Annotated in this window: 11 protein-coding genes; 2 read left to right on the top strand and 9 right to left on the bottom strand. The window is 42.2% G+C overall.

Features of this window, described 5'->3' with window-relative positions:
• Window positions 1-17: 17 nt before the first annotated feature.
• Window positions 18-599 carry a class I SAM-dependent methyltransferase gene (locus RCI_RS12470; RefSeq protein WP_012036811.1) on the bottom strand — a complete coding sequence of 194 codons (582 nt, stop codon included), beginning with the start codon at window positions 597-599 and terminating at the stop codon, window positions 18-20.
• A 219-nt stretch (window positions 600-818) separates the two neighbouring features.
• Window positions 819-1,652, bottom strand: coding sequence for a hypothetical protein (locus RCI_RS12465; protein ID WP_052309977.1), 834 nt, complete (start codon window positions 1,650-1,652; stop codon window positions 819-821).
• A gap of 635 nt (window positions 1,653-2,287) precedes the next feature.
• Here RCI_RS12465 and RCI_RS17580 point away from each other — a divergent pair.
• Window positions 2,288-2,578 carry a transposase gene (locus RCI_RS17580; protein WP_331436966.1) on the top strand — a complete coding sequence of 97 codons (291 nt, stop codon included), beginning with the start codon at window positions 2,288-2,290 and terminating at the stop codon, window positions 2,576-2,578.
• 27 nt (window positions 2,579-2,605) lie between these two features.
• On the top strand, window positions 2,606-4,810 hold the full coding sequence (locus RCI_RS12460) for an ArnT family glycosyltransferase (protein WP_012036808.1): 2,205 nt from the start codon (window positions 2,606-2,608) through the stop codon (window positions 4,808-4,810).
• A gap of 59 nt (window positions 4,811-4,869) precedes the next feature.
• Here RCI_RS12460 and RCI_RS12455 read toward each other — a convergent pair whose 3' ends face one another.
• The 7 genes from RCI_RS12455 to RCI_RS12425 all read right to left on the bottom strand — a co-directional run bounded on the left by RCI_RS12455 (window position 4,870) and on the right by RCI_RS12425 (window position 15,620).
• Window positions 4,870-6,519, bottom strand: a complete 1,650-nt coding sequence (locus RCI_RS12455; RefSeq protein WP_012036807.1) for a glycosyltransferase family 4 protein — start codon at window positions 6,517-6,519, stop codon at window positions 4,870-4,872.
• Window positions 6,520-6,543: 24 nt separating this feature from the next.
• Window positions 6,544-9,591, bottom strand: coding sequence for a glycosyltransferase (locus RCI_RS12450; RefSeq protein ID WP_012036806.1), 3,048 nt, complete (start codon window positions 9,589-9,591; stop codon window positions 6,544-6,546).
• 79 nt (window positions 9,592-9,670) lie between these two features.
• The gene (locus RCI_RS12445; RefSeq protein WP_012036805.1) at window positions 9,671-11,053 is read right to left on the bottom strand and encodes a class I SAM-dependent methyltransferase; all 1,383 of its coding nucleotides are present in this window, start codon (window positions 11,051-11,053) and stop codon (window positions 9,671-9,673) included.
• Window positions 11,054-11,260: 207 nt separating this feature from the next.
• On the bottom strand, window positions 11,261-12,553 hold the full coding sequence (locus tag RCI_RS12440; RefSeq protein WP_012036804.1) for an ABC transporter ATP-binding protein: 1,293 nt from the start codon (window positions 12,551-12,553) through the stop codon (window positions 11,261-11,263).
• Window positions 12,554-12,555: 2 nt separating this feature from the next.
• Complete coding sequence (locus RCI_RS12435; RefSeq protein ID WP_012036803.1) at window positions 12,556-13,350, bottom strand: ABC transporter permease; 795 nt, start codon at window positions 13,348-13,350, stop codon at window positions 12,556-12,558.
• Between the two features lie 49 nt (window positions 13,351-13,399).
• The gene (locus tag RCI_RS12430) at window positions 13,400-14,578 is read right to left on the bottom strand and encodes a glycosyltransferase family 4 protein (protein ID WP_012036802.1); all 1,179 of its coding nucleotides are present in this window, start codon (window positions 14,576-14,578) and stop codon (window positions 13,400-13,402) included.
• Window positions 14,568-15,620, bottom strand: a complete 1,053-nt coding sequence (locus tag RCI_RS12425; protein ID WP_048198577.1) for a glycosyltransferase family 4 protein — start codon at window positions 15,618-15,620, stop codon at window positions 14,568-14,570. The genes RCI_RS12430 and RCI_RS12425 overlap by 11 nt, the downstream gene beginning before the upstream one ends.
• Between the last annotated feature and the right edge of the window lie 5 nt (window positions 15,621-15,625).

Genomic DNA, 15,625 nt, shown 5'->3' with positions numbered 1-15,625 from the left:
ATAAGCCAAGAACACATTTATTTTTTCTTGCATAACACAACGATCCAAGGGAACGGCGTTTTTACATCGACGATCTCAAAATAAGGCTCGATAAGACGACACAAATCGGTACGACCCCATTTCTGAAGATGTTCAACATCATTACCAAGCCGGGAGATATTTTTCCCCCGTAGAAGGTTCATCATACAAAAAAATGGCTCGTTAGGTACACTAACTATGCAATACTTTTTAGTCACCCTTTTTAGTTCCCGGAGTGCATTTTCAGGTGCATACAGATGTTCGAGAGTTTCGATTGATAAAATAAGATCAAAACTTTCGTCTTTAAAAGGCAGCGAATATAATGTTCCACAAAATACGTTTGAGCCAGGGTTCATCTCTTTGGCTAACGCAATTGCCTTTGTGGAGATATCTATGCCACAGAGATTTCGGCCATGGAGGCTTTTCATTATAATCCCTTCTCCACACCCAGCATCAAGGATATAATCTACATCTAAAGAATATATGTACGCATGTATACTTTTAATAAACTTTTTTATTAAAATCTGAAGCAGCGGATTTTTATTCCGATACTTACGCAAATTACCACTTTCTTCTGGCATAAAGATAAACCTCAAAGACAGACGTATCAGCACATCGGGCTCTAAGTTTGTAAGTTTGGTAACTGCAATATAGATTGTGGTAATGAGGGTGATAGTTGTGATATTTTGCTTATACAGTACGTTAAGGTAAGTATATAGAGAAAGGTCAATTTTGAGTGACGATAAAATATCTTAAACAGTTTTTCTCGATGACATGATCATTATTAACCCGTCGATATACTACATTACAAATGGGCTGCCTATAGCCCATAATGCCATCAAATAGCACTGGACAATAATCAGTAATGCGGTGAGTATCATATCAGTGTATTTATTTTTTGTAAGTTTAGCCATGATAATATAGAGTGGAAATACTGCCAAAAAGTATCGAGGCATGGATGCTATGCCAGAGGAGAGAGGGATAATAATGGAATATACACCTACAAGAAGATACGAAGGCCTGATTAAACTACTTCCTGCTATCAGTAGAACCGTAAAAACCACAGTAAAGAATGCCCAGAAGAACTCTTCCGCATGATTACTAAATAACCCATGTAATAAATAATTTAGCGGATTATCAAGATGCCTGCCCCATGCGGATTGTATATGAATAAAAGCAAAAAAATCCCCAGTAAAGTAAAAGTTATATACCGAGAAAATTGCGAGGCCCACTGGAATAAGTAGTAAATACAATACATTAGACTTTACCTTAGTTACTTTATAATCTCTTATGGCAAGATACTCTAACAACATGGGAAAAATGACAAAAACACCGAGTGATCGGGTAAGCGAAAGAAATAAGCCGAGTAGTCCTACGATATGCCACTGTTCTTTTCTCGCATAGTAAAAACACATAATAAGTAAAGCCAGATAAAGTGATTCAGTAAATACCCCAGAATAAATGAATGCTACAGGGAAAAGAAAAGTGTATTTTATAGCTTTTTTTGCTATTGTCGGGTCGTTCTCGATGAGGATAAGTTTATAGAGGAAAAAGCATGCGATTAATAATGTTATATTCGAAATGATAAGTCCAGCAATAAATGTGCTGCCAATAATACTTCCTATAAGCTTCATCAGTAAAGGGTATAGAGGAAAGAAAGCATAATTACCCTGATTCAACGTTGTTGGATAAGTAGATAGATGGCTAGAGTACCAATTATTAGCTATACTCACATACCAACCCGAATCATATACACCCCAGACGTTAAGCCATATAAAATCGGTAAAGTGAAAAAAATCACTACCACAATATCTGAGTCGAGAGTAACAACCGATGATTATAAGTATGAACCTTGAAAGAATGAAGAGTAATAAGATATATCTAATCTCTTCAGGAACCATCTTACTCAAATTATTATATGCACTTTTTAGATTATTACCAAAAAGGCTATACACATATCTATTAAAATAGCCTCAAGTATTTATACCATTTCGTAAACTTCTTTCGTAACGATAAGAAAATATAAAGATTAATGTATATTTCTATTTTTTATTGGTAAATATAAATAATATAGATTCCTTTATAATATTCAACTTAATTACCCAGTCATAGACTAATTAGCAGTGACTTTCGCGTAAGTCGAGAGCAAGTATAAGGGTATTGCAGCCATTGGCATTTTTATGAATAGTAAAAACGTTGTTACAGGCTGGTATATGCTCGTTTATTGCTTCGATTGACATAGAAAATTCTTTCTGACGTGTGTCTCGTAATGCTGGAGGCAGTTGACTATCAGCGTTTCCAGTACCTTGAGAAAAATAATAAGATGGGCAGACCTCCCCAGTATAGTCGGATCGCCTTGCTACGAGCAATTCCCCATATGGAGCTGGCAAATTTACCGAGCGTTCGCGAACTGGTAAGAATGCTCCGCAGTGACACATATAAAATGTGGATTCTCGGCTTCGACCATCTGCCGAGTGAAGCACGATCATCATTTGGAAAAATCTCCTATTCATCATATCGAATACGAGTTTTTAGAATGGATATGTTTAAATATCAATAGCTAAAAGAACACACAGGTACTATAAAAATGCATAGTCAAATTAATAGAAAAAATTTAATAATAGTAACGGTGCTATTTTCCATTGCACTTCTGATTCGGTTATTTCTAGTATCCAAGTATTTAGACGAATGGGACAGCGTTCAATATGCTCTGAGTTTACACGAATTTAACTTAGAGATTCATCAACCACATCCTCCAGGATACCCGAGTTATGTATTCCTTGCCACAGTAATAAATTGGATACTTCAAAACGATACGCTAACATTAAATATGCTTAGCGTGTTTTCTGGAGCTTTATCAGTTGTTTTTACATATCTCCTAGGAAAAGAGATGTATAATGAAAAAGTTGGGATCATATCAGCTATCATTATTTCTCTTACTCCGGCCCATCTTGTATTCAGTATCATAGCAATGACTGATATTGTATTTTTAATGTTTTTAACTGCATCAGTATATTGTTTGTATATCGGCTTGAGATCTAACAAATTATTATATATAGGGGCGTTTCTAGCAACATATGCAGTTGGAATTAGGCCACAAAATTTTATTCTGGTAGCCATACTACTAATAGCATTTCTGTACTGGAAAAAAGAGATAGTACCAATAATAAAATCAATAATTTTTGCTGCAATAGGGGGCTTGATTTGGTTTGTACCGGCTTCACTGCTAAGTGGGGGAGTTATAAATTACCTACGTCTGGCAAGGACACAAATCGATGCTATAGAAAGATTCGTATATACAGTAAAAACGATAGAAAATTATTTTACTATATTACTGGATGGATGGACTATCAGTATACTGATATTCGCAGCTATTGTGATTATGGCTGGAGTAATCGCCATAAGAAAGAATGTAATAACTATTAAACATATAGAAAAGAATAGTACGTTATTAATACTATGGATAGTAATAGCATCATTAGTATATATTTCCATATATCAGCTTTATATTTCCAGATATCTCCTCCCGATATTCGCACCACTTTCAATTATATTTGGTGCATCAATAGTATGGTTAACTGACAACATAAGATATAGTAACATAAAGAAAATTATATATGTGTGCGCTTCGATCGCAGTTATTATCATGGCATACCAAGCGCTCAGCCATGCATATTTGCTTTCAAATATTACACCCGCGCCAATTCAAGCTTGTGATTATATAAAATACAATTATTCGCCACATGATACAATGTTAGTTGCCACAGATTCATACAGACATTTCCAATACTACCTGCCAAATTTTAACGCACATTATAATTTACCGAAGTATGCCAATATTTTAAATAAGAATACTTCTACTATTGTTAGTGACATCCCCCTATCGATCGCAGATCCAGTAGTAGTCCAGAAATATCATCGTTCATATGATATTTACCAAAAACATGATAATGTCAGCCTTTATCAGACAAATTTATATCTTGAGCCATTTGCGAGTACAGGTTTTTATTACCCAGAATATGATGGTAATTTTTTCCGGTGGATGACCAATGATTCGGAAATTTGGATTTATTCACCTACCGAATGTCAGGGCGTATTTTGCTTTGAGATACGATCGATAAACAAACCTCGGCATTTGTTCGTAGAATTAAATAATGCCACAGTATATGAATCGATAGTAAGCCCAGAGTATTCTGTTATTACCATACCAGTAAACCTGGTCCCGGGTGATAATACCATCAAGATGTTTTCAAATGAAGACAATATACGACCCTGCGATGTTGAGGGAACAGTTAGTAACGATGACCGTCAGTTAGCATTTGCGATTAGAGGTACTTCTTTTATTGAAGCTAATAAAACATTATATATAGATATTGGAAAATACAAGTATAGTCCATGTCTGCGTACTGGATTTTCGTCTCCGGAGAAGTGGTCCGACGAACTTGATATTGTTTGGTCATCGGGCAATCAATCAGAGTTATTTATTGTATCGACACAGTTTTTGGACAATTCATCCCAGACTATAACGCTAACTATGAAATGTTTACCATTCCTGTATGACTCTTCGAACAGGATGATTGAGATATATGTGAATAACAATTACGTCGGTCAGATAAGTATAACAGAAGGATGGAATCAGTATACGGTAGAAATATCTCGTGAATACATTGTGGAAAATGGGTATAACACAATCACTTTTAAATATGGTGATACCACGTCCCCCAGAGAAGCAGGAGTTAGCGATGACCCGAGACCCATTGCCATTGCCTGGGATTGGGTAGAACTTAAGTAGATAGGAATTACTGTATCAAAGGATACCTTTTTAAAAAGCTGCTGTGATGAGTAAAAAGTTTAAATGCAATTTTTTGAGATGTTCACATACCGTTTACCATTATACCCTAAGGCTGCCCGGACAGGCTCATTTGTAGTAAATAATTCTATACAGGCAACCGCCTCAAAAGCATCTTCATAATAAAGGCCGCAGTTACCTGAACGGCACAAACCTTTCAGCGTACTGTCATCCGCAGGAACAAGGAGCGGAATACTTTTAGATAGAGCGTAATCCAATGTACTCATATCCTGGATATCTCCGACTACCCAGAAGAATTTTGAATTTTCGATCTGATCAGCCTGAAGCCAGCTGCTCATTACGATGAAAAATGTTTGATCATTATCATCTGTGGAGAGCATTTGAATTGCATTCAGAGAGTGAGAGTTCAGACGTTTTCCGCAGCAGGCGAATATCGAGAAACGGTTATCGACGGAAGCAGAATGATGAGATATGCGATCATATAACTCTACAATTTTAGAGACCTGACGCTCGGTTGTGTTGCTGACAATCTTAGCGTATGCATTTTCACCAAAGTTGCATATTTTCCCGGGGTCCTTGATAAACTCCGCCATTTTCTGGGATAGATCCGCTGCATCGCCAGTCTTAAATAGATATCCGGTCACCCCATCATCTATTAATTCAGAAACACCCCCGTTGTTTGAGGCAATGACAGGGATCCTGCCAGCCATCGCTTCGGTTATAGTGACCGGTTGATTCTCCGGCCATATAGAGGGCAGGATGAAAACATCGGTTTCCCGGTATGCATCATCGATATTATCAACCCGGCCCCAAAATTTGACTGTGTTAACCAAGCCCATCGTAGCCACCTGCCGCTTTAGAAGGTCCATTTGATCGCCACTTCCTACTAGGTTAACAAAAAATTTGTTAGTATCTTTGAGGTATCCAAGCGCCTCGATCAAGGTGTTGATGCCTTTATGGTGTCCAAAGTAACCAATAAAAGTAAACCTGATGCGGCCTTTACACGGTATTTTTTGTAGCCGGTAGAAACGCTCGACATCGATTCCATTCCAGATAACATTAAATTTTTCTCGGGGTAAACCCGCCTCAATGTACCGGCTGGCAAGATAGTTGCTGGGAGATATGAACGCATCGATATCGTGCATCTGCAGCCTGATGAAGTCTTTTCTCATCCTGATCGGAATATTTTCATGGTTTTCACCAGGTATTATAGGCATACATTCTTCACAGCGTGAATAATCTGTACATATCGTTGAATTGCGTTTAATAATCGTATTTTTAAAGCAGAAGCCCCAGTGATCGTGAAGGGTTAAAACAGTTTTAGCACCCTTTTGCTTGGCGATGTGAATGATACCTACAGAGAGCCCGATAAGGTTATGGAAGTGTACTATATCCGGCCTGAAGTCATCCATCAGGGTTTTAAAATATTCATCGACTTTTGGATGAGAAAAGTTGACGAATTCGTTATTGTAGTCCTGAGGAGTCAGGTGTATACGGTAGACTGTGAGACCGTCGTACACCTCTTTCCGTAGAGACTGCCTCTCGCCGCAGGTTTTTGTGTCACCGGTAAAAACGATTACATCGTTTCCCATTTTTACCAGCGCTTTTGCCTGTTGATGTGCAACAAGCTCAGCCCCGCCAATAAAATTTGGGGGATACGCATTACAGCATATTATAATTTTTTTTCCCATGAAGACTATCTCCCATTATTGGGACTACTTGAACAGACTCTGGGTTTTCAGGTGTTCAAAAACACCGCTCGAAGACTGGTTGATACATAGCGGCTGTTGTCGAATGGCAGGTTTCAGATAGGCCAGTGCCAGCCCTCCCCACATTTCCCCTCTTGAAGCAGGGTCAGCCTCGATAACTCGACCAGGGATAAAGTCGATGTCAACCCACTCCACGTACGGTGATTTATCCCATGGAGCTTCTATCATACCCCTGCGGCACTCTGGGTTGAAGCTGTCGTGCATCATGACAAACAAGGGTTTCTTGGGAACGTATGCCAGCACAGATTCGATATCCCTTTTAATGCCTTCAGCAGAGTGATCACCATCAATCAGGATAAAGTCTACAGGTAAGTTTTCCTCGTCCAGGCACTTTAACAGTGCGGGCAGAAGTACCGATGATGGCCCCGTCAGGAATCGCACATTGTCAAAGTACCCAAATTTTTCAGGGATACCCGGATCGATGTCTATAGAGAAGACAATGTCAGAGTATTGCGAGATGAGCGATAAGCTACCTCCTTTATACGTTCCGACTTCAATACAGCAGGTCGGTTTAATGCGCGATAGAACTCCGAGGATAGCTAATCGTTCGGAGTGGTTCATCTGCCAGTTGTCGCACAAACAATTCTCGTAGAGAATGTTTTCCCAGCTTTTACTTACCATAACATCTCTCATTTTTTTACCATTGACATTCAACATAACCGTCCGTGAGTCGAGAATCGAGAGGAATTGTTGTACATACTGATCCCATGTTTTTACTTTACGCTGTAAAGCTTCCTGCGACAGCCTTGCACGCAGGCTGGAGTCGGTTGCAAGCCGGTATAGATCACGGGAGAGGACTTCCGGGTTAGTAACATCCGTCGTAAGGCATCCCCCTTCGCTCGCAAGCTCTGCCATCACTCCGCCGTTCGAGCAAATACACGGCCGCCCATACCAGATGCTCTCGATAATGGGCATACCAAAGCCTTCGACGATTGAGGGGTATACGGTAAACGTCGCTTCAGCATACAGTCGGTCAAGCGTCGCATCGTCGACAATTCCGAGCCACTTGATCCGGGGATTTGTCGCTGCAACCCGTTGTACATATTCAGCAATATCATAAGCTCCTGCATACCTGTTGCCAACGAGGGTAAGCTGCCAGTTTAGCTCTGGATGATTTTTCTCCATAAGCAGACATGCCTCGATTAGCATACGATGATTCTTTCTCGGCTCAAGGGTCGATACACACAGCATTTTTACTGTTCCCTGACATGCTTTTGGCTCCGCCGGCCTTTTAGAGCCGCCAAACTCACCGGGCAACAGATCAGAGATTATGGGACATCCTTTGACATGGTGATCTTCCCAGAAGGTTTTCAGGCAGGTGGCAGAAAAACCAGATATTGGAATTACAACATCGCATTGTGCAAGGCCCAGCATGTAATCACTGTGATTTTCACGTACAAGAGTATCCTTACAAAGTTCAGGGTGTTGTATCGGAATCGAGTCGTAGAAAATTGCGGCAAGCTTAATACCATTATCTCTGGCCCACTTCCGGATCATTCGGCCGGAAGATTCCATTACCGTTTCAGGCAGCAATAGCCAGCGCGAAGAATTCAGGCCACCCATGAGATAGTCGCTTAGCAGCGTTCTCTTTCCTGGCTGAGAAACAGCATCCGGATTCGCCAGTACCGGTCCGTTGAATTTACCCAATGTTTCATATTCTTGCCGGTTTAATAAAACATAGCTGTCTTGTTCATTGTCCCATGTAACGAAAATCGGGTTCAGGTACGCCTGTAAGGTTCGGCTTAGCCGTCGCGTAACCCGGATTACGCCCGAGTTTGCGGGATCCCGGCTGGCGTTGGTTACATCGATGATAATAGACAGCGGCTGCTGCTTTATGCTATAATGCGTCCTGGCAAGTTCGATAAACTTTTCGTGATATTTTCCGACGGTCGTGCACCACTTGAAAGATTCATGGAACTTTAACAGGGATTGGGCTTTAGTGACAGAGTCCAGATCATTACCAATAAGAATATCACATGCTTTGCCAGCCATATCCGTAGTGTTTTCACAAAGATACCAGGGATGGAGGATAACTTCGGGATGTGCGCCTATGTTGAAAGCGAGTACAGGTTTTCCTATCCATTGCATTTCCGCTATTGGCAGGTTAAACCCTTCCCAGAGCGAAACAGATATCCCTAAATCGACCTGCTCCATCAGATTTTGCAGTTCTGTGTCATCTGGGTAACCAATCGGTATAAGGTAGCCTTCGAGTTCAGCCGGCACATTTACGCTTTCCCGATCACCAAGGACCAGTACTGCAATATTATTTACACGGCTCCTGATCAATGGCAATAGCTCAAGAATAGCTTCCGAGTTTTTATAGCAGCCAGGCTCCCACCGTCCCAGGAAAAGAATTAGTTTTGTGCCATTCTTCTGCAGGTTACGGACAGTGTCCTCGGAATACCGGGAGGCATTATCGATGCGTAGCTGCAGTTTTGGCCAGATTTTCATATCCATATGGTCTGCACCGTTCAGGATGTATGAAATATCCACCTCGCTGCCAGCATCCGGAAGGCTTTGCGACCGGACAATAAAATCACTTACGCCGATGATGGCCGAGCATTGGCTGGTGTAGGCTTTTCTAAGGCGCTTAAGTTCCTGTAGCACAGAAAGGTGATACCCCGAGTAGCCGTCCATGGGGCACATACCGTGATCGGAGAATACAACGATACACCCCTTCTCGCGGAAGAACGGGATGGAGGAAAAGAATGGCCAGCCACCAAACAGCACTATGTCAGGCGTATCGTCCTTGAAATACTTATCCCAGTTAGCCTTCAGCCACTCGAGCGTGAAATCGTTTCCATTTCGATATTCTTTATCTGTCGGTACAGTAATGATTTTTGATGCAAACGTCTCGACAATCTCCCGATCGAAGTGGTTTCCCATGACCGATACAGTGTAGCCAAGTTCATTCAGCCCTTTACCAAGGATCAGTAGTACCCTATCAACTCCGTATCGGAAGAGAAACCGTTCATTGCAGATTAGAATTTTCATACTAAAAGTACCCCTGGTATCATCCTATCCCATTTACATCCGAACCTTTGAGCTTCAACAATGCGATCGATCATTCTAATCACTTTATACTGATAACAGCATAATCACGGTATCCGAACAGAAGTTTATTCAAGATGTCGACATTGTAGTTGAAGTGTTCGATCACAGATCTTTGTTCATCGCTAACCGTGATATTACTCAGATCGATCTTTTTCAACTGGACACTTTCGGACACAGGCTGATAATACCGGTCCTCGAGGTTTTTGAAGTCGTTGCTTTGTAGCAGGAACTTTAGTACTTCCGGATGTAGATGAGTCTTGTGTGTCGGGTCCAAGTAAAAGAGATTAGTAGACACAAGCATGCTGGTGATATTCGGCATGGCAATTACCAGATGTCCTCCGGGCTGTAGTTTCATATAGCTCAGCTTGATAAGCTCGTCAAGGCTTTTAATGGGTAAATGTTCGACGACCTGCGAGATAAATATCCCGCCTAGAGAATTGTCTTTGAGAGATTTTAAATGGCTTATCGCATCTACACAGATAACCCTCAAGCCCAGAGAATTACAATATGATACATAACTTTCACAGACATCGATACCATACCCATCGATGCCATTTTGTCGTAGTTTTTCCAGGAATTGGCCTGTGCCTGATCCGATATCCAGAACATTATTCGATTTCTTAAACAGCTTAACCGAATCATCGAATATGTTAGAGCTAACTGGAGGATAGCCGCCGATTTGTAGCCAGGCTTTGCCAATCTCGTCGCTGAAGGAAGGATAGTCAAGCGAAGAAAAACCTTCGTCGATGTTGTAGGGGTTTTGTTGAGCGGCTCCCCGGGTACCGTGGCCATCCAGTAAATTCAATAACCACTGTTTATTGTTAATCTCTTTATCTATTATTGCGAGTGAATCATGAATACTCTTAGCAACCTCGCGATTAGCTTCTGTTTTTATATATTTTAAACGCTCTGTCTTTTCCTGGTTAAGCGTTTGTGCCAAGGCAGTCAACTTTTCATCTGTACTGATGATTCTGCGTTCTAAGATAGAGAATTTTTCCTCGAGATCATTATACAGCTCGTGGCGAAGCTCATCCCTTGCCGTCGACTGGTTCGCTTCGATTGCTCTGACGAGGCTATTTAAATAGCCAACTACGAGGTTATTAAATACCGTCTGTTTCTGGACGATTGGATCGACGTAGCGGGCTACTTCCCCGTTCACGATCTGCCGGGCCTTTTTAAGAAAAATTCCAACAATCTTTCGGTGGGAGGTAATCCGGTAGGAGTCATTTTTTATATCGCTGCTGATTCGGAGGTTATCGGTGTCAGGATACTTAACTGAGGCAAGTGTGCAAGAACTTTGAAAAATACGCTTTGAGTATCTACCTTCTTTTTTATATTTTTTAATGTCAGACCTGATCTGAGACATTATCTCGTCAACGTTGATTTTAGAAGCGTCATCCATCCTAACACCTATTCATTTTTATTTTTAAACGGATAATGTATTGATTTAGTAATTTATAACTAGTAGAATATTACCAATACCCGTATCGATATATTGTTAAGTACTAGATGATTGGTTATAAATATTTTTTGATATCTAAACTTTTGCCCCGAGGCTTTTTCGATGACACTGCTACCCTATTGATGCCCATGCCTACGAAAAGAGTATTTAGACAATAATCCACTCGCTTTTAATATTGGTCATTCCAATCTTACGCCCGGTATTGATCACCGTGAAATAGTACTTTTTATCAAGCCAGTCGTAAGTCACATTATTTTTCGAGTGGGCTGCAACTGTGATGTAGAATTTACCATTCAGCAATGGCATGAAGGGTATGACTATATCGATCGATCCATTACCTGATACTGTACCCAGATCTAAGCCTTCGATATCAGTATTAGTCCCATAGCAAAGAATATCATTGTCTGATGAGATAATTATGCCGAATACAGGTTCCTGAATTGGTTCATGTGCAGTATAGTGAATCTTAATCGTAAGGGAGTCACCAGTGCTAATTTTATTATTCTGATGGCCGTATTTATCGAAGAGTTGTACATCACTAATGACAATTTTGTGGTTACCCCATCGGCCATCTACCTCCATTTGTTTTTTATCAGTTTCCTGCTGCAGACCAGAGGCTATGGAATTACCCGGGGCGTCGCTTTCCTTATGAGTGATGTTTTCAGGTGCGATCTCTTCAGTTTTAGCCCCGTACACGTATTTATCGATGATCTCGCTCGTTTTACCGAACGCTACCACCTTACCGTTCTTTAACAAGAGGGTTTTGTCACAGAAACGCCGGACTGCACTTAGATCGTGAGATACGAACACCATCGTAATGCCTTGCTTTTTATAGTTGGTAAATATGTCAAGGCATTTTTGCTGGAAATCGATATCTCCGACCGCCAGGACTTCATCTACCAGCAAGATGTCAGGAGTTGACTGGATGGCGGTTGCAAATGCCAGTCTTACTTGCATACCTGATGAAAAATTTTTTAGTTTCGTATCCCTGAATTTTGACATGCCAGCAAAGTCAAGTACATTATCTATGTTTTTTGCGATGTCTTTCCGGGAGATGCCCATTATCGTACTGTAAACTTCTATATTTTCTTTGGCGGTGAGGTCTGGCTGAAACCCCACACCAAGCTCTAAGAAGGGAGTTATTTTACCGTTGACTTCAACGCTACCGGTTGTAGGCCTGAGAATTTTTGCGATGATTTTAAGAAGCGTGCTTTTACCGCTACCATTATCACCGATGATACCAACAGATTCCCCACGCTCAACGACAAAGTCCACATTTTTCAGCGCAGTGAACTTCTCATAGGAAGGAGGGCTAAATATACCCTTGATATTCTCGAATAAGGTCGTCCTTTTTTCATGAGGTATCACAAATTCCTTACTGACGTTTCTTACGACAATAGCAGGTGTCTCATCGGTCCGATTTATTTTACCAGTAAGCATTGTTAAACCTCTTCAGCAAATTCTGGCTCGATCTTGTTAAAGATCAGCCACCCTGCTCCAAGCACGATCAAACATACAAGAACAACAAACCATATCAGATTGAGGCTAACCGTGTTGTTTATCCCATAGATCAGCGAGTCTCTCATCAATTCCATTAGTACGCCGATCGGATTCGATGCCAGAATCCAGGCATACTGGCTATCTTTAAAGATGTCGATAGAGTACATAATAGGCGTGGCAAAGAAGCCTGCCTGCATGATGACGCCCCAGATCCACTGGACATCACGATACTTCACGTTTAGCGAAGCTATCCCTAGAGAAATTCCTAGCACTATAAAAAACTCGATCAGCAAGAGCACAGGGAACAAGAGTATACTAATACCAGGCGAAATAATCGTCTGCCGGATACACATATATGCAACCATAAAGCCGCCAAACACGACAAACTCGATTGCAGACATCATCAGCGCTGTTAAACATGCGCTGATTACCAGGACCTCTCTAGGGAAATATATCTTTTTTATGAGGTTACCCTTACTGACAATACTGTTCAGGCTAAATCCAGTGCCTTTATCCAGAAATCCCCAGGACACTATACCTAAAAGTAAGTATAGAGGGTAATATTGGATCTGGTTATCCTTGAAGATAGTTGAAAAGACAAAGAATAATATGAGGAACATCAGTAATGGCTGGAGCAAAGACCAGAACAGGCCAAATACCGAGTTTTTATATCTGAGCTTTAGATCTGTAACGGCAATCTTACAGATCAGGCCCCTGTATTCCCAAATATCAAACATGTTTATACCTTTATTGCAAAAGCATTTATCGGGATGACGATTTCAATAACTATGGCTTAGTTGTAAGACCGTCAAGCAGCGATATATATTTTTTCCCCACTACATCGCACGAATAATTCTCATTAACATATGCAATACCCAGCAATGACATTCTCTGCCTTAAGTCAGCATCATTTATCAGCCGATCCATAGAGCTTTTAAAATCCTCGTATGAAAAAAACGTCATTCCGCCACCGCTTTTCTCACAGTGCCCTTTCAGCACAGCACATTCACCATTCACAAGTACTGGTGTACTGCAAGCCATAGATTCAATAACAGATATTGAATAGCTCTCATAGCGAGAGGGCTGTACGGTGGCGAGAGCCGCATGCATAATACCAAATTTATCAGCTTCAGGTATGAAACCCAGTTGATATATCTTTTCAGAAGAGGGAATTTTGAGCGGACCGCTGCCACAGAGAACAAGACTTAGCTCTGAGTCGCTTTCGGACGCATAGCGGTTAAAGTATTTCACCAGCGTATCCACGCCCTTCATGACATCGATTCTGCCAATATATGCGATGAAGTTTCCTGTTATACCATATTTTTCTACAGCGCTCCGGGAGTCTCCGAGGCATTCGCCTATCGGCACTCCGATGACTGATAATCGGTCGTCTCGGAGCCTGAAATTTTTCTTGACAAGCACCAATTCTTCATCGGTCAAGCACACTACATGCCGGCTGCTTCCGAAAGTCTCCTGGAAGAACCTGAACCTGATAAACGGCTCATCGTGGGCGGTCGGTACGAGTAAATAACGGCCTTTAACTTTTTTCGAACCGTAGTAGGTTGTCCCGTACATGTAGGTCATGAAGATGAAAGCTTGATAGTTATCAGCAGCTGCATCAAGATAGTTTAAAAAATCTGAGGAATAAGGCCCCTGCATCCTCATCCACAGCTCTTCCATCCACCTGGTGTGAGGCACCTTTAGCATCAGCGCATTATAGATATTAAACCACTTACTCCGCTGCCGGTCCACTTTAAACCGCAAAACCCTGACCGGCCCATCCATAGACTCTCCGGCGGGAAACTCATTTTTCCAGGTAACATAGTCCTTCGCACACGTCGTGAGCACATCGATATCATATACGTCGGACAGCAGATGAGCCAGTGATCTGGCCAGGCTCTCCGAGCCCCCAAGGACTTCAGGCCCATACCGCTGAACAACGATAGCGATCCTCTTACGTGCCATTTTCGCCCACCGCCTGCTTCACGATACTCGTGAAGTTGTCCGCCATCCTCGCCGGCGCATACCGTTGTACCATCTCAGCGCTCGCCCCGGAGCCGGCGGGTTCCGTCGTCAGATACTTCACAAGCGCATCTTTAAACTCAGACCTGTTCCATGCGAGCGTACCATATGCCACCACTTCAGGATGAGAGCAATTATTGAAAGACACCACCGGTTTACCCGCATACTGCGCCTCGATCACGGGCCGGTCCTGACCTTCCCACCGGGAGCAAGTCGCATAAACACTCGCCCCCGCATAATAAGGCCAGATATCCGGCACGAACCCCATAATATGAACATTGCCCGCCCTGGCCGCCTTCTGCTTTAGAATCTCCATATAACGAGGCTCCCCGAGCCCGATCGTCACCAGGTGTACATCGTCGCCGATCTCTTTTCTGGCTTCGGCAAAGATGTCGATCAAATCGTGAACGCTTTTGTAATGCGTATGCCTTCCCACGTACAGCACGTACTTCTCGAACGGAAGGTCAACCGGCTGCGGAACATGCTCAGGAAAATCAATGCAGTACGGCAGAATCTCTGTTCTGCCCCGGTACAGATATTTTTTCCTGAACTCGGCTGCAAGGTACTGCGATATGGGCAGTACGACCCGGGCTTTTCTGGCAGAGATGATCCTTGCAGTGTTAACCAGCGACCACAAGTATACATCGGAGGGTTTCCTCGTCGTCGTTACCGGAGGCACCCCGGGGTCATGCAGGAAATGAGGCGTCCGGCAAAGCGATGCCACCATGTCGAACGGAGTATAATGCGTCGAGATCAGATCGAACTTCTGCTGATCGATGTCTGCCGCGATTTGCCTCATTTTACCAGGCCGGTTAGCAGGTAAACGCTGAACATTAAGGTCTTTGATGCTATCGCTGGCATCGACGGCCAGCACTTTAACATTGTGCTTGCGTGCGAGTTCTTTGGCGAACTGTATGACAGATACGTCGATGCCATTACCCTCAAACAGCTTGTACGTAGCCACACAGATGTTCATCGTTTCCATAAGTT

The sequence above is a fragment of the Methanocella arvoryzae MRE50 genome (genome assembly GCF_000063445.1).
Taxonomy (GTDB): Archaea; Halobacteriota; Methanocellia; order Methanocellales; family Methanocellaceae; genus Methanocella_A; species Methanocella_A arvoryzae.
This window is presented reverse-complemented; position numbering and strand designations above follow the sequence as displayed.